23 protein-coding genes are annotated in these 21348 nt (G+C 72.8%); 6 read left to right on the forward strand and 17 right to left on the reverse strand.

Annotated features, from left to right (window positions below; genetic code table 11):
• Positions 1–65: 65 nt before the first annotated feature.
• The 3 genes from ABZS80_RS05635 to ABZS80_RS05645 all read right to left on the reverse strand — a co-directional run bounded on the left by ABZS80_RS05635 (position 66) and on the right by ABZS80_RS05645 (position 2986).
• On the reverse strand, positions 66–1739 hold the full coding sequence (locus ABZS80_RS05635) for a cation acetate symporter (RefSeq protein WP_355054592.1): 1674 nt from the start codon (positions 1737–1739) through the stop codon (positions 66–68).
• Positions 1717–2085 carry a DUF485 domain-containing protein gene (locus ABZS80_RS05640; protein WP_355054593.1) on the reverse strand — a complete coding sequence of 123 codons (369 nt, stop codon included), beginning with the start codon at positions 2083–2085 and terminating at the stop codon, positions 1717–1719. The genes ABZS80_RS05635 and ABZS80_RS05640 overlap by 23 nt, the downstream gene beginning before the upstream one ends.
• Positions 2086–2245: 160 nt before the next feature.
• A complete protein-coding gene (locus ABZS80_RS05645; RefSeq protein ID WP_355054594.1) occupies positions 2246–2986 on the reverse strand; it encodes a flavin reductase family protein in 741 nt (246 codons plus the stop codon).
• Positions 2987–3272: 286 nt separating this feature from the next.
• On the opposite strand from ABZS80_RS05645, the gene ABZS80_RS05650 reads away from it, so the two are divergent.
• Genes ABZS80_RS05650 through ABZS80_RS05660 form a run of 3 tightly spaced genes read left to right on the forward strand, consistent with a single transcriptional unit; the run spans position 3273 to position 4526 of the window.
• Positions 3273–4058 (forward strand): helix-turn-helix transcriptional regulator, encoded by a 786-nt coding sequence (locus ABZS80_RS05650; RefSeq protein WP_355054595.1) that lies wholly within the window; start codon positions 3273–3275, stop codon positions 4056–4058.
• On the forward strand, positions 4055–4249 hold the full coding sequence (locus ABZS80_RS05655) for a DUF397 domain-containing protein (RefSeq protein WP_355054596.1): 195 nt from the start codon (positions 4055–4057) through the stop codon (positions 4247–4249). The genes ABZS80_RS05650 and ABZS80_RS05655 overlap by 4 nt, the downstream gene beginning before the upstream one ends.
• 19 nt (positions 4250–4268) lie before the next feature.
• On the forward strand, positions 4269–4526 hold the full coding sequence (locus ABZS80_RS05660; protein WP_151463774.1) for a hypothetical protein: 258 nt from the start codon (positions 4269–4271) through the stop codon (positions 4524–4526).
• Positions 4527–4585: 59 nt separating this feature from the next.
• Here ABZS80_RS05660 and ABZS80_RS05665 read toward each other — a convergent pair whose 3' ends face one another.
• The 6 genes from ABZS80_RS05665 to ABZS80_RS05690 all read right to left on the reverse strand — a co-directional run bounded on the left by ABZS80_RS05665 (position 4586) and on the right by ABZS80_RS05690 (position 10155).
• On the reverse strand, positions 4586–5074 hold the full coding sequence (locus ABZS80_RS05665) for an SRPBCC family protein (protein ID WP_355054597.1): 489 nt from the start codon (positions 5072–5074) through the stop codon (positions 4586–4588).
• Complete coding sequence (locus ABZS80_RS05670; protein WP_355054598.1) at positions 5074–6771, reverse strand: ABC transporter permease; 1698 nt, start codon at positions 6769–6771, stop codon at positions 5074–5076. Before ABZS80_RS05670 ends, ABZS80_RS05665 begins: the two co-directional genes overlap by 1 nt.
• On the reverse strand, positions 6756–7520 hold the full coding sequence (locus ABZS80_RS05675) for an ABC transporter ATP-binding protein (RefSeq protein WP_355054599.1): 765 nt from the start codon (positions 7518–7520) through the stop codon (positions 6756–6758). Before ABZS80_RS05675 ends, ABZS80_RS05670 begins: the two co-directional genes overlap by 16 nt.
• Positions 7521–7599: 79 nt before the next feature.
• Complete coding sequence (locus tag ABZS80_RS05680; RefSeq protein ID WP_355054600.1) at positions 7600–7992, reverse strand: hypothetical protein; 393 nt, start codon at positions 7990–7992, stop codon at positions 7600–7602.
• 76 nt (positions 7993–8068) lie between these two features.
• Positions 8069–9709, reverse strand: a complete 1641-nt coding sequence (locus tag ABZS80_RS05685) for a cation acetate symporter (RefSeq protein WP_355054601.1) — start codon at positions 9707–9709, stop codon at positions 8069–8071.
• Positions 9709–10155: a hypothetical protein gene (locus ABZS80_RS05690; RefSeq protein ID WP_355054602.1), complete on the reverse strand. Its 447-nt coding sequence runs from the start codon at positions 10153–10155 to the stop codon at positions 9709–9711. The genes ABZS80_RS05685 and ABZS80_RS05690 overlap by 1 nt, the downstream gene beginning before the upstream one ends.
• A 205-nt stretch (positions 10156–10360) precedes the next feature.
• Here ABZS80_RS05690 and ABZS80_RS05695 point away from each other — a divergent pair, with 205 nt between their 5' ends.
• Together ABZS80_RS05695 and ABZS80_RS05700 are read left to right on the forward strand one after the other, a co-directional pair.
• Positions 10361–10882, forward strand: a complete 522-nt coding sequence (locus tag ABZS80_RS05695) for a sigma-70 family RNA polymerase sigma factor (protein WP_355054603.1) — start codon at positions 10361–10363, stop codon at positions 10880–10882.
• Positions 10869–12062, forward strand: a complete 1194-nt coding sequence (locus ABZS80_RS05700; protein ID WP_355054604.1) for a hypothetical protein — start codon at positions 10869–10871, stop codon at positions 12060–12062. Before ABZS80_RS05695 ends, ABZS80_RS05700 begins: the two co-directional genes overlap by 14 nt.
• A 44-nt stretch (positions 12063–12106) precedes the next feature.
• On the opposite strand, the gene ABZS80_RS05705 is transcribed toward ABZS80_RS05700, so the two are convergent.
• The 5 genes from ABZS80_RS05705 to ABZS80_RS05725 all read right to left on the reverse strand — a co-directional run bounded on the left by ABZS80_RS05705 (position 12107) and on the right by ABZS80_RS05725 (position 17564).
• Positions 12107–12769, reverse strand: coding sequence for a DUF5701 family protein (locus ABZS80_RS05705; protein ID WP_355054605.1), 663 nt, complete (start codon positions 12767–12769; stop codon positions 12107–12109).
• A gap of 83 nt (positions 12770–12852) precedes the next feature.
• The gene (locus ABZS80_RS05710; protein WP_151463760.1) at positions 12853–13617 is read right to left on the reverse strand and encodes a LytTR family DNA-binding domain-containing protein; all 765 of its coding nucleotides are present in this window, start codon (positions 13615–13617) and stop codon (positions 12853–12855) included.
• On the reverse strand, positions 13614–14837 hold the full coding sequence (locus ABZS80_RS05715) for a histidine kinase (RefSeq protein ID WP_355054606.1): 1224 nt from the start codon (positions 14835–14837) through the stop codon (positions 13614–13616). The genes ABZS80_RS05710 and ABZS80_RS05715 overlap by 4 nt, the downstream gene beginning before the upstream one ends.
• Positions 14838–14870: 33 nt before the next feature.
• Positions 14871–16379, reverse strand: a complete 1509-nt coding sequence (locus tag ABZS80_RS05720) for a sugar transferase (protein ID WP_355054607.1) — start codon at positions 16377–16379, stop codon at positions 14871–14873.
• A 324-nt stretch (positions 16380–16703) separates the two neighbouring features.
• Positions 16704–17564: a DNA-formamidopyrimidine glycosylase family protein gene (locus ABZS80_RS05725; RefSeq protein WP_355054608.1), complete on the reverse strand. Its 861-nt coding sequence runs from the start codon at positions 17562–17564 to the stop codon at positions 16704–16706.
• 24 nt (positions 17565–17588) lie between these two features.
• Here ABZS80_RS05725 and ABZS80_RS05730 point away from each other — a divergent pair, with 24 nt between their 5' ends.
• Positions 17589–18851, forward strand: a complete 1263-nt coding sequence (locus ABZS80_RS05730) for a glycosyltransferase family 4 protein (protein WP_355054609.1) — start codon at positions 17589–17591, stop codon at positions 18849–18851.
• A 10-nt stretch (positions 18852–18861) separates the two neighbouring features.
• Here the strand turns inward: ABZS80_RS05730 and ABZS80_RS05735 are convergent, their stop codons facing one another.
• From ABZS80_RS05735 to ABZS80_RS05745, 3 genes are read right to left on the reverse strand one after another with little or no spacing between them, the layout of a single operon-like run.
• Entirely contained in the window at positions 18862–19587 is a 726-nt protein-coding gene (locus ABZS80_RS05735; protein WP_151463755.1) for a CDP-alcohol phosphatidyltransferase family protein, read from the reverse strand.
• Positions 19562–20629: an iron-containing alcohol dehydrogenase family protein gene (locus tag ABZS80_RS05740; protein WP_151463754.1), complete on the reverse strand. Its 1068-nt coding sequence runs from the start codon at positions 20627–20629 to the stop codon at positions 19562–19564. The genes ABZS80_RS05735 and ABZS80_RS05740 overlap by 26 nt, the downstream gene beginning before the upstream one ends.
• Complete coding sequence (locus ABZS80_RS05745) at positions 20617–21348, reverse strand: phosphocholine cytidylyltransferase family protein (RefSeq protein WP_355054610.1); 732 nt, start codon at positions 21346–21348, stop codon at positions 20617–20619. The genes ABZS80_RS05740 and ABZS80_RS05745 overlap by 13 nt, the downstream gene beginning before the upstream one ends.

A 21348-nucleotide genomic window follows, 5' to 3' on the forward strand; every position in this document is an offset into this window, starting at 1 on the left:
TACAGACAAGGAAGGGCCCCCTCTTAACGCCTCGCGTTGTAGAGGGGGCCCCTCCTAACAGTTGATCAGTGCGCGCCGGCGCCGGTGACCGAGCGCACCTCCAACTCGGCGTACTTCTCCTCGTCGTGCTCCTTCGACAGCAGCGTGCCGATCCAGCCGCAGAGGAAGCCGATCGGGATCGAGATGATGCCCGGGTTCGACAGCGGGAACCAGTGCCAGTCGTGGTCGGGGAACATGGCCGTCTGCACCCCGGAGACCACCGGGGAGAAGAAGACCAGCACCACGGCGGCGATCAGGCCGCCGTAGATCGCCCAGACCGCGCCCGAGGTGTTGAACCGCTTCCAGAACAGGCTGTAGAGGATCGCCGGCAGGTTGCCCGAGGCGGCGACCGCGAAGGCCAGCGCCACCAGGAACGCCACGTTCAGGCTCTGCGCGAAGATCGAGAGCACGATGGAGATCGCGCCGATCACCAGCGCGGAGATCCGGGCGACGTTCACCTCCTGCCGCTCGGACGCCTCGCCGTTGCGCACCACGTTCGCGTAGAAGTCGTGCGCCAGGCTGGACGAGGAGGCCAGGGTGAGCCCGGCGACCACCGCCAGGATCGTGGCGAAGGCGACCGCCGCGATGATCGCCAGCAGTGTCGCCCCGCCCAGGTCCCCGCCGAAGAAGTCCTTGCCGAGCGCCTCGGCGAGCTGCGGGGCGGCCGTGTTGCCGGCCTTGTCCTGGGCGGTGATCGCCGTGCCGCCGACCAGCGCCGCCGCGCCGAAGCCGAGGGCCAGGGTGAGCAGGTAGAAGGTGCCGATGATGCCGATGGCCCAGAGCACGCTCTTCCGGGCCGCCTTCGCGGTCGGCACGGTGTAGAAGCGGATCAGGATGTGCGGCAGGCCGGCGGTGCCCAGCACCAGCGCGATACCCAGCGAGAGCAGGTCCATCTTGCTGTAGAAGGTCTTCAGCGCGTCCCCGGGTGTCTCCACGCCGTAGCGCAACCCGGGTTCCAGGAAGGCCGCACCCTTGCCGGACTGCTTGGCGGCGTCACCCAGCAGCGAGGACAGGTTGAACTTGTAGTGCGCCAGCACCAGCAGGGTCATGACGATCGCGCCGGTCATCAGCAGGAACGCCTTGACGATCTGGACGTACGTGGTGCCCTTCATCCCGCCGACCGTGACGTAGATGATCATCAGGGCGCCGACCATGATGATCGTGGCCACCTTGGCGGTGTCCGCGTCCATGCCCAGGAAGGTGGTGCCCGGCTTGATGCCGAGCAGCAGGGCGACCAGCGCGCCCGCGCCGACCATCTGGGCCAGCAGGTAGAAGATCGACACCGTGATGGTGGAGACCGCCGCCGCGGTCCGGACCGGACGCTGGCGCATCCGGAACGCCAGCACGTCGGCCATCGTGTACCGGCCGGAGTTGCGCAGCAGTTCGGCGACGAGCAGCAGCGCCACCAGCCAGGCGACCAGGAAGCCGATCGAGTAGAGGAAGCCGTCGTAGCCGTACAGGGCGATGAGGCCGGCGATGCCCAGGAAGGACGCGGCCGACATGTAGTCGCCGCCGATGGCCATGCCGTTCTGGAAGCCGGAGAAGGACCGGCCGCCGGCGTAGAAGTCGGTGGCGGTCTTGGTCTGCCGGCTGGCCCAGACCGTGATGGCCAGCGTGATCGCCACGAAGACCAGGAAGAGTGTGATCGTCAGGTTCCGGGCGGTGGTGCTGCCCGCCTCAGCTGCGAGGACCGTGTTCATGGTTCACCTCCCCCATCTCGGCGCGGATCCGGTCGGCGACCGGATCGATCTTCCGGTCGGCGAACCGCGAGTAGAGCCAGGCGATGACGAACGTGGAGACGAACTGGAGCAGGCCGAAGACCAGGGCGACGTTGATGTTGCCGACCAGCTTCGTGCCCATGAAACCCCGCGCGTACGCGGAGAGGATGACGTAGAGCGCGTACCACAGGAAGAACGCGACGGTCATCGGGAAGACGAAGCCGCGCAGCGCGCGCCGCAACCCGGCGAACTCGTCCGACCGCTGGACGGCAAGGTACCGTTCCGCCGCCGACTCGGCGGGTGCGGACGCGGGTGTGTCCGTGGACATCTGTGGATCACCACCTTCGCAAGGCGTGGGGAGTTTTCGCGCACGGTAGAGAGCGCGCTCCCCGCCGGGGAAGGCTCGGATCGGCCATGGTCGACGCCTGCGCCGAACGGCAGCCCGGCTGCGCCGAGTGACTCAGGTCACTCCGCTCAGCGGTCGGTGGTCAGTCGGTCAGCCCCCGGTAGCGGCCGCGGTAGTGCAGCAGCGGCGCGCTCTCCTCGGCCAGGTCGACCGCCTCGATGGTGGCCTCGACCAGCAGGCCCCAGCCGTACTCCCGGGCGGCGTCGAGCCGGCACCCGGCCCACCCGCCGCCGTCGGCGGGCACCGGTCCGTAGGGGGTGTCGGTCCAGGAGTCGAGGGCGAAGAGGCCGCCCGGCGACGGGAAGAGGCCGGCGAACCGGTCGGCGAGTTGCCGGTGCCCGGGGCCCAGCGGCGTGACCGCGAACCGGCCCGCCTCCTCGACCGCCGCCCACAGTTCCGACTCCGGGTCGACCAGCCCCAGCAGCCGGTCCGGCTCCCCCTCGGCCACCAGGGTGGACGAGACGGTCAGCCCGGCCGGGCCCGGCGCGGTCCAGAGCGTCACCGGGGCGGCCAGCCGGCCGCGCAGGCGGCGGACCGGCGAGCGCTGCCCGGCCGGCACGGCGAACGGGTCGGTGTGGTGGATCTCGGCGCCCGGCTCATGATTCACGTGAAACATTGTGCCGCCCCGCCCGCGTGCCCACCCGAGGAAGCGCTGGTGCAGGTCCCGGGCTCGTGGAAGCTGCTCGCCGGCCTCCGCCATGAGCCGGCCCAGGTAGAGCAGCAGCGCGGTCCGATCGTGCCGGTACTCCGTCAGCAGCGCGAGCCGCGCCGGCTGGCACGGCCAGTGCGCTCCGCATCCCCGGCACCGCCACGAAGGCCGCATAGCGACGTGCGCCGTGCGGGACCTCGTCCAGATCTTGGACGAATTCGGCCCCGGGAGGGGCCCTTTCCGTCCAAGATCTCGGCGGTCGTTGCTCATCGGCGCCTCCCCGGAGAAGGGGTCGCCCCGGCCGGGGGATGGCCGGGGCGACCTGCCGCAGGACCGGCCGCCGGGTCGTCGCCTCCACCAGCCGGGCCGCGCCTCTCCACCCTGGACTCGGCGGGGCCGGCGCGGGAGGATGCCAGGGCTTACTACACAACGCGATCACGTACTTACCGGGGACGTAAGCATGGACATCGAGATGTGGATCCGGGCGCTCAAGGCCGCCCGGGCCGGTGCGGACGTCTCTCAGGAGGGTCTGGCCACGCTGATCAGGTGGAGCCCCTCTACGGTGGCGGCGATCGAGACTGGGCGACGTCGGCCGACGATGGAGTTCGCCGTCGCCGCCGACGAGGCCCTCGGCACCGGCGGCCTCCTCACCAGCCTGCTGACGGCGGGCGAGGAGAACAGCGGGCCAGCCTGGTTCGAGTCCTGGCCGGGCCACGAGGAGCGGGCGATCCGGCTGTGCTACTTCGAGCCGTGTCTGGTCCCTGGGCTCCTGCAAAGCGAGGAGTATGCCCGGGCGGTCGCCTCGGCCGGCGGCCTGTACCGGAGTGATCGGGTGGAGGAGTTGGTCAGCCTCCGCATGAGTCGCCAGCGCCTGCTCCAACGGGAGAATCCGCCCGAGTGCGTGTTCGTCATCGACGAGAGCGCCCTGCGCAGACCCGTCGGGGGACCGGCCGCCATGGACCGGCAGCTCGGCCGGTTGCTCGAAGCGGCAGAGCTGCCCTCTGTGCGGCTGCACGTCCTGCCGCTCGAAGTCGGCGCACATGTTTCGATGGGCGGTGGCTTCGTGCTCGCGGAGCTACCCGGACACGACCGTCTGCTCTGCCTCGACAATGCGGCCCGCGGTCAGATCGCCGACTATCCCGACTGGATCGGCTTGGTGCAGCGCAAATGGGAGCATCTGCTCGGTGAGGCGCTGAGCGAAAGTGCCTCGCTTGATTTGATCAACAAGTTGAAGGTGACGTCATGACGAGTGTCGCGCCCCGCTGGCGCAAGTCGACCCGCTCGGCAAACGAGGGCAACTGCGTCGAGGTGGCGGACAATCTGCCCGGGGTGGTGCTGGTCCGGGACAGCAAGGATCCGGCCGGGCCGACGCTCGCCTTCACCCCGGACTCCTGGCGCTGCCTGCTCGCGAGCCTCGGGCGGGACGGACTCGACTGAGGGCCCTACCCTGCCGGGCATGTCTCTCGTCCCACCGCAGCAGCTCGCCCAGGAACGCGTCGTCAGCGCCGACGCCGTCCTCGGCGGTCAGGTCGACCTGCGCGCCTACCCGCACCGGCACCTCGTGGTCACCGCGAAGCACACCTGGGGGCGTAGCGGATTCCAGCCGCTCATGGAGGCGGTCGAGCACCTGTCCCACTACGGCTGGGAGCTGGTCAACGTGACCAGCATCGGCGACGGCCACAACCTCTACGCGGCCATGCGCCGCACGGCCTGACCCGGCGGATCTTGGACAGTCTCCGTTCGGGGCGAACAGAGACTGTCCAAGATCTCCGGCTATGCGTCGAGGGAGCGGCGGGCGGCGGCCAGCACCTCGGGGTCCGTGCAGCCGGCGGCGTACCCGGCGATCCGGCGGCGGATGTCCCGGCCGAGCAGCCAGACCCCGATCCGGTCGGCGACCGGGCGCAGGAACGCGGGACGGCACCGGAAGTTGTACCGCCAGGTGGCCACGGTCGTGCCCGGCTCGGGGCCCGGTGCGAACCGCCAGCCGCCGCCGAACCGCTCGAAGAACCACGGCCCGCGCACCATCTTCATGCCCACGTTGGTCGGCGGCGCCCACGAGACGTATTCGCTGACCATGACCAGGCCGTGCCGGGACCGGGTATGGGTGCGCACGCCCTTGCCGGGCCGGGTCGCCCCGTCGACGAAGTGCTGCTCCCGGACGAAGGGGTCCCAGCGGTAGCGGACCGGCGCCACGGTCTGCGACACCGCGAACGCCAGCTCCGGCGGGACCGGGACGGTGGTCACCGCCTCGACGACCGGCATCAGCGCCTTGGGGTGATCGCGGCCAGCAGTTCCGGCAGGCGGCGGTCCAGCGCGTCGCCGGCCAGGTACGCGCCGAGCAGCGCGGCACCCACCCCGTACGCCAGGCCCACCGGCAGGGCCAGCCAGAGCCAGACGTCCCCGAGCAGCGCGGCGGCCACCACCAGCGGCACGGCGGCCACCGCCGAGGCCACCATGGACACCAGGGCGTACAGGCTCCGCGCCATCCCGGCGCCGGTGTTCATGGCGAACGGGTTGCTGGTCTCCGGCAGCGAGTAGCCGCCGAGCACCGAGACAGCCGCGTTGATCGCCAACCCGCAGCCGTACGCGGCGAACAGCCCGCCGGCCATCACGCCGAGCCAGCCGGGCCGCCCGAGCACGACGGCCAGCACCACGGCGACCGTGCCGAGGATCGGCACCACGTACAGCGAGAACGCGGTCATCCGGGCGCGCAGCTCCACCCGCCCCGGCACGCCCGCCACCACGTTGGCCGCGTACGCGCTGCCGTCGAAACCGAACTGGTTGGCCAGCGTCACCGCGGCGAGCACCCCGACGAAGACCATCGAGATGCTGACCAGCAGCGGCGACGAGTTGGCCGTGGCCTCGCCGAACGCGGCCCCGCCGTCGGTGGCGAACCGGGAGCCGCCCAGGTTGACCATGACCGGCACGAAGATGCCGACCACCGCCACGGTGATCAGGTTGGCCCGCCGCCGGGCGTCCCGCCACCAGTAGCGGCACTCCCGGGCGACCAGCGCACCGAACCGGTCCCGCCCGGCCCAGCCGACGGCCCGGGGGAAGAGCTGCGCGACGGCCCCGCCCGCCACGGTGCCGCGCCGGTCCCGGGACGGCCCCGCGCTCGCCGCGCCCACCATCGCCGACTCCAACGACCGCGACCACCACAGCAGGAGTACGCCGGTCGCCGCCACGGTGATCAGCAGCTTCAGCCCGGCCACGGCGGCGTGCCCCTCGGCCACCTCGACGCCGGCGGTCCAGGGCGCCCCGAACGGGGTCCAGCCGACCACGCGGGCCACCCCGGTGAGCCGGTCCCAGTCGGCCTGCCGGACCGCGCCGAGCACCAGCAGCTGCAACGGGCCGAGCAGGGCGGCGACCACCGCGAGCAGCACGGCGGCCAGGTCGCGAACCCGGCGGGAGCGGAGCATGGTGGCGAAGGCGCTGGTCACCGCGCGGGCGGCGGCCACGCAGAGCAGCAGGCCGAGGACCACCCCGAGCAACCCGACCAGCGCGGCGAACCAGCCGCCCAGCGCGCCGGCGGTGACCACCAGCCCGGCGGCTGCGAGCAGGGTCGACAGCGCCGGGACGCTGACCAGGGCGGCCGCGAACAGGCCAGTGACCAGGGTGCGGCGGGAGAGCGGGAGCAGCGCGAAACGGGCCGGGTCCAGGGTCTCGTCCACGCCGAAGAAGACCAGCGGCAGCAGCAGCCAGCCGAGGGTCAGCAGGCCGCCGCCGAAGGCGGCGGTCATCAGCGCGTAGCGGGACTCGCCGGCCAGGCCGGGCGCGGCGAGCAGGAAGAAGCCGCCGGCGGCGAACCAGAGCCCGAACAGCAGGCCGCCCACGAACAGCGCGATCCGCCAGCCCTGACCCCGGAAGTTGTTGCGCAGCACCCGCAGTTTGAGCCGGACGAAGTGCCGGGGCGAGACGGCCCGGGCCGGCCGCTCGGCGGCGGTCACCGGGACAGCCACGACAGCTCCTCGCCCGTCGCGGTCCGCCCGCCGACCACCTCGACGAAGACCTCCTCCAGGGACCGGTCGCCGCGCACCTCGGTGAGGGTGCCGACCCGCTTGATCCGGCCGTCGGCCAGGATCGCCACGTGCGAGCAGAGCCGCTCGACGACCTCCATGACGTGGCTGGAGAAGATCACCGTGCCGCCGCCCACGACGTAGCGGTGCAGGATGTCCCGGATGAGGGCCGCCGAGACCGGGTCGACCGCCTCGAACGGCTCGTCCAGCACCAGCAGCCGGGGGCCGTGCAGCAGCGCGCAGGCCAGGCCGATCTTCTTCTTCATGCCGGCCGAGTAGTCGACCACCAGCGTGCGGCCGGCGTCGGTGAGCGCCAGCACGTCGAGCAGTTCCGTCGCGCGCTGGTCGACCACCGCCGGGTCCATGCCACGCAGCAGCCCGTGGTAGGCCAGCAGCTCGGCCCCGCTGAGCCGGTCGAAGAGGCGAACCCCGTCAGGCATGACGCCGAGCAGCCCCTTGGCGCGTACCGGGTCGGCCCAGACGTCGTACCCGAGCACCCGGGTCTGGCCGGCGTCGGGGCGTAGCAGGCCGACGGCCATGGAGAGGGTGGTGGTCTTGCCGGCCCCGTTCGGGCCCAGCAGCCCGTAGAACGAGCCGGTCGGCACGTCGAGGTCGACGCCGGCGACCGCGACCTTGGTGTCGAACCGCTTGGCCAGGCCACGGAGGGACAGCGCCGGGTGCTGATCGGTCATGGCACCGACCGTAGCCCGCCCCGGCCAGCGACAGATCCGGCCAGAGGAGGATCTTCCCGTCCCCCTTCAGCCGTACGCGTCAGAGCCCGTCCCAGGGGTGCGGCCGGCCGTTGTCGCTCTCCGACTCGGAGAGGGCCCGATCGCGATCGGGATCGTCGGTCAGCAGCCGCCAGTACTGCTCGGCCGCCCGCCTGACCTCTGCCAACGGATAGTGGGCCGAGAGGTCGGGCACATAGAGGTTCTGCAGGTCGGCGCCGTCCGGGCTGAGCTCCGCGGCCCACGCGTTGCCCTCCCAGCTCTCGTGCTCCTTCCGGCCGGCGGCGATGTCGACCAGGTCGGCCAGGAGGTCGAGGCAGAGCTCGTGGACGCTCTGGACATCGCCGGTGAGCCACATCCCCAGGCACCTGAGCCGGGGCTCGGACCGGAACTCGGCGCAACGCCTGTCGTCCCAGTAGAACTCGATGCCGCGCAAGACGCCTCCAGACAGGATCGGACAACCTGGCGCAGGACGTCGTCCCAAGATCGTAGTAGCGCCGGCTGGTCGACGGTCAGAGGCGGAGCGTCTCCGGGGTGTGCAGGCGGAGCATGGTGACGCCGACGTCCCGGGGCAGCCGCCGCCGGGTGGCCATCGACACCGTCACCATCACGGTGAACGCCAGCGGCACCGTCCACGCCGCCGGTTGGGTGGTGAGCGTGGCCGGCCAGCCGGACAGCGGCGGGCCGAGCACGGTGAGCAGCACCGCGCCGATCGCGGCGCCGCCGCCGACCAGCACCCCGGCCGCGGCGCCCAGGTCGGTCAGGCCGCGCCACCAGATGCCGAGCACGAGCAGCGGGCAGAAGCTCGACGCGGCGACCGCGAAGGCCAACCCGACCACCTGGGAGACGTCCAGCCCGGAGACGTTCAGCGCGAGCACCGCCGGCACCCCGCCAGCGATCACCGTGGCCAGCCGGAAGCCGCGCACCGAGCCGCGGCCGAGGACGTCGGTCGAGATCACCCCGGCCACGCTGGTGAGCAGGCCGGACGAGGTGGAGAGGAAGGCCGCGAACGCCCCTGCGGCGACCAGCGCGGCGAGCAGCCGGCCGGTGGTGCCGTCGCCCAGCGCCGCACCCGGCAGCAGCACCACCACGGCGTCGGTCTGGCCGGTGACCAGCAACTGCGGCGTGTAGACCCGGCCCAGCACGCCGTAGATCGTGGGCAGCAGGTAGAAGACGCCGACCAGGGCCAGCACGACCAGCGTGGTGCGCCGGGCGGCGGCGCCGTCGGGGTTGGTGTAGAAGCGCACGAGCACGTGCGGCAACCCCATGGTGCCGAGGAAGGTGGCCAGGATCAGCGAGTACGTCCCGAACAGGCCCCGGTCGTCGTCGGCGGCCGTGTCGGGCAGCAGCCAGTCGGTGGCGGCGGTGGCCGCGCCGGAGACCTCGGGCACCGGATCACCGGCGGCGAAGTCGAGACGGTCGCCGGGGCGTACCTCCCGGAGGTCGCCGTCGGGCAGGGTGAGCGTCGCGCGGTGCTCCACCACGACGGTGGTCGCGGTCCGGAACGTCGGCCCGTCGGGTGGGGTCACCGCCGGGCGGGCGTCGGCCTGCCACTGCAACGCCAGGAAGATCGCGGGTACGGCGAGTGCGGTGAGCTTCAACCAGTATTGGAAGGCCTGCACGAAGGTGATCGCCCGCATCCCGCCCAGCGCCACGTTCGCGGTCACCACGACGGCGACCAGCAGCGCCCCCACCGGGTAGGGCGAGCCGGCCACCGTGGCCAGGGTCAGCCCGGCGCCCTGGAGTTGCGGCACCAGGTAGAGCCAGCCGATGAAGATCACGAAGACGGTGGCGAGCTTGCGCAGCCGCCGCGAGCCGAGCCGCACCTCGCAGAAGTCGGGCAGGGTGAACGCCCCGGAGCGGCGCAGCGGGGCGGCCACGAAGAGGAGCAGCGCCAGGTAGCCGGCCGCGAAGCCGACCGGGTACCAGAGCACGTCGACGCCGTACTTGAGGATCAGCCCGGCCACGCCGAGGAAGCTCGCCGCCGACAGGTATTCCCCGCCGATCGCGGCGGCGTTCCAGGTGGGGCTGACCGCCCGCGAGGCGACCAGGAAGTCGGAGGTGGTGCGGGCCAGCCGCAGCCCGTAGAAGCCGATGCCGACGGTGACCAGGGTGACCGCCACGATCGCGGGAACCACGTAGCCGTTGCCCATCAGCGCTCCGGCCGCTGAACCAGGTCGGTGAAGTCCTGCTCGTTGCGTTCCGCCAGCCGCACGTACGCCCAGCCGACCCCGATCAGGAACGGGAAGGCGGCCACCCCGAGCAGCAGCCAGGGCAGGTTGACGCCGAGCAGGGTCACCCGGCCGACCGAGGGCGCGATGGCGAAGAGCCAGGGCAGCCCGCCCAGCCCGATCAGCACGAGCAGGCTCAGCCGCAGGGCCAGCGAGAGCTGGGCCCGCATGAGACCCTGCACGAGCGTCTCGCCGACCCGGGTCTGCTGGGTCAGTTCGGAGCGGGTGCGTTCGGCGCGGCTGCGCGGGCGGGAGACCTCGGCCAGCACGACGCGGGTCCGCCGGGGCGGCTGCGGGGCGCGCGGGGCGGGGACCGGAGCCACCCGGTCGGGCCGCCCCGGAAGATCCTGCTCCTCCGCTCCGGTCATCCCCGGCAGTCTCGCCTGATCAGCGGGAATGTCAAGAGCACCGGAGCCGGTCCTGTGGGCAACCTGTGGACAACGCGTCACTCCTGTGGACAACCCGGTGGATGACGGCCGGCTCGTTGTGGACGGCGGGGATGTCGCTTCTGATCGTGTCTCCGGGAACCTTCCGCCCGCCCGATGAGTGGGAGAGGTGTGAAGGGAGGTGACGGTGTCCGACGGTGATCTGATCTCCGAGCTCTACGCCGGCTGTTTCCGGCGGCTGGTGGTCCAGCTCTACGCGGTGACCGGGGACCTGAGCGAGGCCCAGGAGGCGGTCCAGGAGGCTTTCACCCGAGCCCTGGCCGCGCCCCGACGGTTCGTCCAGCTCGACAACCCGGAGGCGTGGCTGCGGCGGGTGGCGGTGAACGTCGCCCGCAGCCGGCATCGGCGGCGACGGGTGCTCGACCGGCTGCTGCTGCGGATCGGTCCGCCACCCGCCGTCGCCGACCGCTCGCCGGAACACCTGGCCCTCCTGTCCGCCCTGCGGGAGCTGCCCGAGGGGCAGCGCCATGCGCTGGCCCTGCACTACCTGGTCGACCTGCCGGTGGACGAGGTCGCGGCGACGCTCGGCGTCTCCGCCGGCACGGTGAAGTCGCGGCTTTCCCGCGGGCGGCAGGCCCTGGCGGAGCGGCTCCGGGATTCCGACAGCACTGGCAGCACCAGCACCGGGAGGATCGATGTCCGATCGTGAGTTCTCCGGCTTCCAGGTGAACACCGTCGCGGACGCCGTCCGGCAGCCGCCGCTCGACGAGCTGCGGGCCGTGGCTCGCTCCCGCCGACGCCGGTCCCGGGGCCTGGGCGCGACCGCCCTCGCCCTGGTGGCGGCCCTGGTCGTCACGCCGCTGGTGGCCCAGTCGGGACGGTTCGGGTCGGCGGCGCCCGTGCCGTCGTCCCGCCCCGGCCTGCCCGGCAAGCCCGGCGACTTCACGTTGACCGGCCCGGACTCCGGGGTGGATGTGCGGGTCGACGGTTGCCTTCTGCGCTTCGCCCGCACCACGGACGGGGGCCGGACCTGGTCCGACTGGGATGACGCCCGCTACCAGGCCAGCAGATGCGAGCCGGGACCGGCCGGATCGGATCTGGAGTATTCCGTGTTGGGAGACGGGATTTACCTGGTCTACGACGGTGGGTTGCGCCGCCTCTCCACGGACCACGGCCGCACCTGGCAGGACGCGAGCCAGGTGATCACCGCGGTGCCGGCGTTCCCGGCCACCGCCCGACCGGTCCACTGCCACCTCACCTGCCAGGCCGTGGACGAGCCGCTCGCGGTGGACCCGTCGGCGGGAAAGGTCTACCGGCTCACCGGGCCACCGCCCACCCCGTTCCAGCTCTTCAGCCTCTACCCCGCGTCGGACGGCAGCATCTGGACCACGTACGAGACCGGCGGAGCCACGGTTGGTGCCCGCAGCATCGACCGGGGCGCGACCTGGACGACCTGGACGCCGCCGACGGGCCGACAACTCCTGGCGCTGGTGGGGGTCGACGGCCGGGAGGCTTATCAGGTCGTGTCCGGTGGTGACGAGGGAACGGAGCTGCAACGGACCAGGGACGGTGGGCAGACCTGGTCCACCACCCTGGTCGACCTGCCGAAAGGGTTGCACTGGGACCTGACGGTGGGGGCGGAGGGGGCCCTGCTAGCCATCGCGGAGACCGGCCCGCAGGGTCACCGCCTGGCGGAGATGTGGGTCAGCCGGGATGACGGTCAGACTCTCACCGTGGCGCGAGGGGACGGCATGCCGGTCGCCTCGGTCAGCGTCGCACCCGGATACGCGTGGCTCTTCGTCGAGCGTCCCGGTTCAGGTGGGGAGGCGGACCGCCTGCTCCTGACGCGGGACGGGAGCGTCTGGAGCCACTTCCTCCTGGCCTCCTGACGGTGCGGGGGCGGGACGCTGTCGGTCCCGCCCCCGCAGCCGGCTCAGTCGAGCCCGACGCGCACCGGATCGGCGGTGGCCGAGCCGAGCCAGGTGTGCGGGTTGCCGAACCAGCACCAGCCCAGCTTCGGCGCGCCCTGGCTGATCCAGAGCGCCGGCACCCGCTTGTCCCCGCAGCGGGAGCCGACCAGCGAGAAGCACCGGTTGCTGGCCAGCGCCGGCGGGTGCAGGGTGACGAAGGCGAGGCCCTCGTCGATGGTGATCGGCAGCCGGCCCTGCTCGGTCATCCGGGCCAGCGCGGTGGACGGCGGCACGTTCCGGTGCTCCTCGCCCCGGTCCACGTCGAAGAGCAGGTACGCGGGCCCGGCCGGCACCTCCAGCTCCTTGATCGGGTCGAACGTCGGCAGGTCGTCGGCCGGGAAGTTCCGGTCGAGGATGCCGGTCTTCCGCTTGCCGGCGAGCGTGGTGAGTGCGATCCGCTCCTGGACGGGCACCATCTCGCGCGTGGTCACCAGCAGGAAGGGCACCCGCCCGTCGGTGGGCGCGGCCAGGTCGGCCGCCCGGGCGACGGCCGCCGCCCGCAGCGGGGTGAGCAGATCGCGGAAGGCGTGCTCGGTCAGCCCGGCCAGGGCCGGGTAGCCGAGGTGGACGAGGCGGTCGAGTTGACGGTCGAATTCGGTCGCGGCGTCGTAGCGGCTGTCGGGCATGCGGCCTCCACTTTGTCGTACGGCGTCCCGTACAGCGTACGAGATGGGGCGTGTATTCCCGACCGACGGAAGAATTTCGGAAGTCAGCGGTTCCAGTCCTGCTTGGCCGCGCGGACCAGCTTGTCCTTCAGCTCCCGGGTGTGCCGGCGGCTCACCGGCAGCTCCGCCCCGTCGACCACCACCACGTAACCGGAGTTGACCAGCCGCAGCTCGGCGATCAACTTCAGCTGCACCAGGTAGGACCGGTGCACCCGGACGAACCCGGCGTCGGCCCAGCGCTCGGCGAGGGTGGCCAGCGAGACGCGAACAAGGTGCGAGCCGTCCGCCGTGTGCAGCCGCGCGTAGTCGCCCTGCGCCTCCACCCAGCGCACCGCCGAGCGGGGCAGCATCCGGGTCGTCCCCGCCAGCTCGATCGGGATGGTCGGGTCCTCCTCGGCCCGGGCCAGCGCCGCCGGGTGCGACGGGACCACCCGCGCACCGATCACCCGGCGCAGCGACTCGGCCAGCCGCTCGGCGCGCACCGGCTTGCGCACGTAGTCCGTGGCGCCCAGGTCGAAGGCGTCCACCGCGCCGTCGTCGTAGGCCGTGACGAACACGATCGCCGGCGGCCGGGCGAACCGACGCAGCACCCGGGCCAGCTCCATGCCGTCCAGCCCGGGCATCCGGATGTCCAGGAAGACCACGTCCACGTCGCCGTCGCGCAGCAGTCGCAGCGCCTCGGTCGCGTCGCCGGCCGTGTGCAGCCGGGCCACCCGGGGGTCGGCCCGCAGGTGGTACGCCAGCTCGTCCAGGGCCGGCGGCTCGTCGTCGACCGCCAGCACGCGGAGAAACCCGGTCGCCGCGTTCATGACGTCGCCCGCACCCCGGGGTGGAACTTCGGCACCCGCATGCTGACCTTCGTACCCGAGCCCAGGCCGGTCTCGACGACCAGGCCGAACCCGTCCCCGAAGGCCGACCGGAGCCGCTCGTCGACGTTCGAGAGGCCCACGTGCTGGCCCGGGTCGTCGGCCGGGTCGATGCCGGCGCCGGCCAGCTCGGCGATGCCGGCGGTCAGCGTCGTCGGATCCATCCCCACCCCGTCGTCCTCCACCGTGATGTGGCACTCGGCGCCCGCGTCCCGGGCCTCGATGCTCACCATGCCGGTGCCCGGCTTGCGGGACAACCCGTGCCGGACCGCGTTCTCCACCAACGGCTGGAGGCAGAGGAACGGCAGGGTCACGGGCAGCACCTCCGGGGCGATCTGGAGGCGCACCTGGAGCCGCTCACCGAACCGGGCCCGCTCGATCGTCAGGTAGCGGTCGATCGAGCGCAGCTCCTCCGCGAGCGTGGTGAACTCCCCGTGGGCCCGGAACGAGTAGCGGGTGAACTCGGCGAACTCCAGGATCAGCTCGCGGGCCCGCTCCGGGTCGGTGCGGACGAACGAGCCGATCGCGGTCAGCGCGTTGTAGATGAAGTGCGGGCTGATCTGGGCGCGCAGCGCGCGTACCTCGGCCCGGGCCAGGCGCTCCCGGGAGGAGTCCAGCTCGGCCAGGGCGAGCTGGTCGCCGGCCCAGTGCGCGGTCTCCAGCGTCGCCTGCACCAGGCCCGGGGCGGGCCGCTCGCCGGCCACCGCCACCAGCGCCCCGACCACCCGGCCGTCGGCGCTCAGCGGCGCCACCACCGCGCCCCGGACCGGGCAGTCCACCAGGTCGCAGTGCAGCTCCGACTCGCGCAGCACCGTCGAGCGCCCGGTGCCGACCGCCCTCCGGGCCGCCGCGACCAGTTGATCACCGTGGTGCGCGCCGTGCCCGTCGAGGGCGAGCAGGGCCTCCCGGTCCGTCAGGGCCAGCCCGGCCGCGCCCACCAGGGCCCGCAGATGGCGTACGGCCTTCGCCGCGCCCGCCGCGCTCAGGCCACCCCGCAGCGGCTCGGCGGCGAGCCCGGCGGTGTGCAGCACCTCGTAGGTGGCCCGCTGGGTGGCCGTGGCGATGCCCCGGCGGGCGCGCAACCGCAGCACCGCCCACAGCGCTGCGGCCAGCGCGGTGACCAGCGAGACGACGCCGAACACGGCCGAGAGGTTGCCACCCACGCCCGCGATCCTGACGGGTGGCGGGCCGGAGCGCTAGTACGCGCCCTTGCGGGCGAGCACCACCCCGACCGTCCGCCACAGGATGCTCAGGTCGTAGGCCAGCGACCAGTTGTCGACGTAGTAGAGGTCGAGCCGGACCGCCTCGTCCCAGGAGAGGTCGGAGCGGCCGGAGACCTGCCAGAGCCCGGTCATGCCCGGGCGGACCAGCAGCCGGCGCCGGACGTCACCCAGGAAGTCACCGTCGTCGGCGGGGAGCGGACGCGGCCCGACCAGGGACATCTCGCCCCAGAGCACGTTGATCAGCTGGGGCAGCTCGTCGAGCGAGGAGGCGCGCAGGAAGCGGCCCACCGGGAAGACCCGCGGGTCCTGCTTCATCTTGAACAGCATGCCGTCGGTCTCGTTCTGGTCGACCAGGCCGGCCAGCCGCTCCTCGGCGTCGACGTACATGGTCCGGAACTTCCAGACCCGGAAGGTCCGCCCCTCGTGCCCGACGCGGGGCTGCCGGAAGAAGACCGGCCCCGGGTCGGAGATCCGGATGGCGATCGCGACCGCGGCGAAGAGCGGGGCGAGCAGCAGCAGGCCCAGCCCGGCGGCGACCCGGTCCATCAGGTTCTTGGCGAGCAGCGCCGGCCCGGACAGGGTCGGCTCCTCGACGTGCAGCAGCGGCAGGCCCTCGATGGGGCGGATGTGCACCCGCGGGCCGGCGATGTCGGTGAGCTGGGGCGCGACCACCAGGTCGACGCCGGAGCCCTCCAACTGCCAGGCCATCCGGCGCAGCTCGCCCGGCTCAGCGCTGGCCGAGCCGCACACCGCGATGGTGTCCCCGCCGACCTCCCGCACCAGGGCGAGCACGTCCCGGCCGGCGTAGACCGGCACCGGGGTCTCCATGCCCCGGGCGGCGGCGTACCCGTCGGTGAGGTGGATGGCCACCGGAACCAGGCCGGCCCCCGGGTTGCGGGTGACCGCGGTGAAGACCTCCAGGCACTCCGGCAGGGTGCCGACCAGCACCATCCGGTGCCCGGCCTGGCCGACCTTGCGGCGGACGGCGTGCAGCGACATGCGGGCGATCATCCGGCCCAGCAGGATCAGCAGCATGGCGCCGAGCAGGGCGAAGCCGACCGTCCACCGGGACAACGCGTAGGTCTTCGTCGCGAAGGCGATGAAGGAGACGGTGGCGGCGACTGCCACGCCGGCCCGGGTCACCCGCTTGAACTCGTCGGGCCCGAGGCCGAGATAGCGCCGGTCGTAGGCGCGGTTGCCCCACAGGATGAGCAGCCAGCCGAGCGGCAGCAGCAGGAACGCGACGGTGTAGAACCACGACTGGGGCGCGTCCCGGAAGCCGGAGTCGGCCTGCTCGAAGATCTGGATGGCCAGGTAGCTGGCCAGCGCCGCCGCGCCGAAGTCGAGCAGCAGGAGGATCGCGATGTAGGGGCGATGCCAACGGGACACCCGGCGCCGGGCGCGAGCCCACGCCAACCGGGGTACGCCGTTGTGCGACGGCGGAGTCGGCGGCTGGATCTCGAAGCTGTCGACGTGCCGCACGCTCTCGCTCCGGCCTGTGTTGGTTACCGGGCGCTGGAGGCTTGTCGTCACCTCAACCCATGTCCTCCCGCATGACCCGCACCCTCACTCGCCGTGAGGGCCCGCGTCGCCCACCGTCCCAGTCTCCCACGCGGGCCCGGCCCGGACCGCCCCCAGAGGGAGAAGCCGTCCGTGATGCTCGCGAGGATCTGGCCGGCTCCGAGTCGGTTGTGAAGCCGGGGACCGAGCCACTATACCGATGGATGGCGACCCCGGTAGAGGTGCGGAGTGGGACCTTCGGCGATCCGCGGACGATTCCTCTCCGTAACCGACGAGTGCGGTTACTCACCGTACGAGACGGGACAACCGTCGGTCAGCCAGCGGCTTGCCGCCGGTCTGGCAGCTGGGACAGTACTGGAGGCTCGAATCGGCGAACGAGACCTCCCGCACGAGGTCGCCACAGACCGGGCAGGGCAGCCCCTTCCGGGCGTGGACCTTGAGCCCGGAGCGCTTCTCACCCTTCAGCTCCGCGGCCCGCTGCCCCATCGAGCGCCGGACCGCGTCGCCGAGCACCGCGCGGGTCGCCGCGTGCAGCGCCGCGAGCTGGTCGTCGGTCAGCCGGTCGGTGATCGCGAACGGGGAGAGCTTCGCCGCGTGCAGGATCTCGTCGGAGTACGCGTTGCCGATCCCGGCGAGCACCGACTGGTCGGTCAGCACCCCCTTGACCTGACCGCGCCGCCCCCGCAGCCGGGCGCCGAAGGTGGCCAGGTCGGCTTCGAGGGCGTCCGGGCCCAGCTTGCCCACCCCCGGCACCAGGGCCGGGTCGGTCACCAGGTACGCGGCCAGCTTCTTCTGCGTGCCCGCCTCGGTCAGGTCGAAGCCGGAGCCGTCGTCGAGGCGTATCCGCAGGGCGATCGGGCCCTTGCCCGGGCGCAGCGGGGCGGTCGACGGGAACGCCTCCCGGTAGTGCAGCCAGCCCGCCCGGGCCAGGTGGACCACCAGGTGCAGGCCCTCGTCGAACCGGACATCCAGGAACTTGCCGTACCGGCCCGCGCCCACCACCGCCCGGCCGGCGACCGCGCTCGGCGGCGGGTCGTACGTCTTCAGCGCGCTGATCGCGGCGACCTCGAACCGCTCGACCCGCCGGCCGACCGCCCGCTCGCGCAGGTAGCCGGCGAGCGCTTCCACCTCCGGTAGTTCAGGCACCGTACAAAGGTAGCCTTCTTTCCCGTGAGAATCGTGGTGGCGCACAACCGGTACCGGGAAGCCCAGCCCTCCGGCGAGAACACCATCGTCGACGCGGAGATCGCCCAGCTGACCGCGGCCGGGGTGGAGGTGCTGCCGTTCCTGCGCAGCTCCGACGAGATCCCCGCGATGTCGAAGCCGGCCAAGGCGCTGCTGCCGATCTCGCCGATCTGGGCCCCGAAGGCCCAGCACGACCTCGACCGGCTGCTCGCCGAGCACCGCCCGGACGTGCTGCACCTGCACAACCCGTACCCGCTGCTCTCGCCCTGGGTGGTGCGGACGGCGCACAAGCGCGGCGTGCCGGTGGTGCAGACGGTGCACAACTACCGCCAGGTCTGCTCCTCCGGGCTCTACTTCCGGGACGGCGTGATCTGCCAGGACTGCCGGGGCCGGGCGCTGGGGGTGCCGGCGATCGTGCACCGCTGCTACCGGGGCTCCCGGGCGCAGAGCGCCCTGATGGCCACCACGCTCGCCGTGCACCGCCCGACCTGGAAGTCGGTCGACCGGTACATCGCGCTCACCACCGCGGTCGCCGACCACCTGCGCGACTACGGCATCCCGGACGAGCGGATCGTGGTCAAGCCCAACGCGGTGCCCGACCCGGGGACGCCGGCGCCGCCCGGTGACGGGTTCCTCTTCATGGGTCGGCTCAGCCCCGAGAAGGGCCTCGACCTGCTGCTGGACGCCTGGCGGCGGCACCCCGTGGGGTCGCTGGGCCCGCTGCGGATCGCCGGCGACGGCGAGCTGCGCCCGCTGGCCGAGGCGGCCGCCGCCGAGCGGCCCGACGTGGTCTACCTGGGCCAGCTCGACCGGACCGGGGTACGCGCCGTGCTGGCCGACAGCGCCGTGGTGCTGGCCACCTCCACCTGGCACGACGTGCTGCCCACGGTGATCATCGAGGCGCTGGCCAGCGGCCGGCCGGTGCTCGGCACCGCGCTGGGCGGCATCCCGTACCTGGTCGGCGCGGACACCCCCCGGGAGCCCGCCGGCACCGGCCCGGCCGACGTGGCCACCGCGGCGCCCGGCGACGGGCACGTCGCCCTGCCGACCGGGGTGCAGCGCGGCGAGGCCGGCTGGGTGGTCGCGCCCGACCCGGAGGCGCTGGCCGCCGCCCTCCCCCTGGCCCGGGCCGGCGCGGCGACGCTCGCCCCGGCCGCCCGCACCCGCTACGAGCGCACCTTCCACCCCGACGTGGTGACGAAGCGCCTCATCGACATCTACGCCGGCCTGACCCGCGCGGCGGGGTGAGGGCGGGCCCTCAGCGGAGGGAGGCCCGGGCGGAGAAGGCGATGCTGGCCAGCAGGAAGCCGCCGTTGACGATCGTGAAGGCGACGATCACCCAGAGGGTCAGGGCGGGGGCCACGGTCAGGACCAGGCCGGCCAGGAAGACCACGGCGCCGTAGTCGCGGACCAGCTTCGCCAGGCGGACCGGGAGCGAGGTCGAGGTGACCATGCTGGCCGCGTGGGGGCCGGCCTGCATCACCGAGGTGACCAGGTTGACCATCCAGGTGCCGGCGAAGACCGCCACCAGCCAGACGGGCGTCGAGGGTCGCTGCGCCACGACGGTCGCCCCGAGCGCGGTGACCAGGGCGATCTGGGCGGCCACGTCGCAGAGCACGTCGACCCGGGCACCGGCCGGGTTGTTCTGCTTGGTCACCCGGGCGAGCTGACCGTCCGCGCAGTCCAGCGCGTACGCGATCTGCCAGGCGACCAGGGCGACCAGCCCGACGGCCCACGCCGGGACGGACCCCGCCGCCACGTCGTCGGCGAGCGCGACCACGGTGACCGAGGCGGCCAGGCCGAGCACCAGGTTGGTGATGGTCAGCGCGGTGGGGCGCAGCCCCAGCCGCTGCGCGACCAGCGCGAAGACCGCGCCGATCCACTGGCTGATCGACTCGCTGAACAGGCCACCGCCCCGGTTGACCCGGTGGAAGTCGGCGACGGAGGGGCGGGACGGCTCAGCCAAGGTGGTCGCGGAGTGCACCGGCGTAGTCTGCCAGCCGCTCCCGCGTCTCGGTAGGCGACATCGCCAGGTGTTCGAGGATGGTGTAGCGGTCCGGCCGGGTGGCCGGCGCGAACTGCACCGCCTCCACGAACTGCGCGTCGGTCAGCCCCACGTCGGCGGGCAGCCGGGGCAGGCCGTGCCGGCCCAGGCAGGCCGACATCTCGGCGAGCCGGCGCTCGTCGCCGCGGAGGAAGGTGCAGAACAGGGCGCCCAGCCCGGCCAACTCGCCGTGCGAGGCGGTGCCCGGGTAGAGCGAGTCCACGGCGTGCATGATCTCGTGGCAGCCGCCGCTGGCCGGGCGGCTGGTGCCGCAGACCGCCATGGCCAGGCCGGTGGAGATCAGTGCCTCGGCGAGCACGGTGACGAAGCTGTCGTCGCTCATGTCGCCCCGGTGGGCGAGCACCGCCTCGGCGCCCATCCGGGCCAGCGAGGCGGCGAGGCCGTCGACCGGCTCCCCACGGACCTGCCGGGCCAGCTCCCAGTCGGCCAGGGCGCTGATGTTGCTCACCACGTCGCCGATGCCGGCCCGGTTGTGGCGCTCCGGGCCCGCCTCGACGAAGTCCAGGTCCACGATCACGGCGATCGGGATGTGCACCCCGTAGGAGCCCTTGATGCCCTCGGTGACCAGGCTGGCCACCGGCGAGGCGATGCCGTCGTTGGCCAGCGCGGTCGCCACGGTGACCATGGGCAGCCCGCGCCGGGTGGCGGCGTACTTCGCCACGTCGATGGTCTTGCCGCCGCCGATCCCCACCACCGCGTCGTACGACCGGCTGCGCAGCTTCGCGCCCAGGTCGTCGGCGGCGTCCAGGGAGCCGCCGGCCACCGTGAACAGGTCGGCCGACCGCAGCGAGGGGCGGATCAGCTCGGCGATCTGCTCGCCCTGCCCGGGGCCGACCACCACCGCCACGTCGCCCCCGGCGGAGATCCGCCCGTCGGCCAGGATCGCGGCGAGGTCGGCCACCGCGCCGCGCCGCACGTCGATGTGCAGCGGGGTGAGGATCGTCCGGGCTAGTAGCGGCATGCGATCTCCCGAGCCCGCGCCAGGTCGGCGTGGTTGTCGACCTCGACCCAGGAGACGTCGCCGATCGGCGCCGCCCGCACCTCACCGCCCCGGTCGGCGAACTCCTGGTAGCCGTCCTCGTAGTAGAGGTTCGGGTCGCGCCGCCAGGTCGCCTCCAGGGCGTCGGCGAGCGGGCCCGCCACCTGCGGCTCGATCAGCGTCGCGCCGATGTACTCCCCGTACGCCTCGCCCGGGTCCATCAGCTTGGTGATCCGGGTGAGCTGGCCGGCCGCGTCGAAGGTGGTCTTCATCTCCTCCTCGGCCAGCGCCTTGATGTTGTCGACGGCCAGCAGGATGCCGGGGCCGCGCTCGGCCAGCAGGGTCTTCTCCACGCTCACCGGGTGCACGGTGTCGCCGTTGACCAGCAGCACCCCCCGGGAGAAGTGCTCCCGGGCCAGCCAGAGCGAGTACGCGTTGTTCCACTCCTCGGCCTTGTCGTTGTGCACGAGGGTGATCGTGACGCCATACTTCGCCTCCAGCGCGGCCTGCCGCTGCCGGACCGCGTCCGCCGCGTAGCCGACCACGATCACGACCTCGGTCAGCCCGACCTCGGCGAGGTTGCGCAGCGCGATGTCGAGGATGGTGGTCTCCCCGTCGACCGGCACCAGGGCCTTGGGCAGGGTGTCGGTGTACGGGCGCAGCCGGCGCCCCGCACCGGCGGCGAGCACCATCCCGATCAT

Origin of the sequence: Micromonospora sp. NPDC005305 (assembly GCF_040607315.1) — a bacterium.
In the GTDB taxonomy this organism is placed as follows: domain Bacteria; phylum Actinomycetota; class Actinomycetes; order Mycobacteriales; family Micromonosporaceae; genus Micromonospora.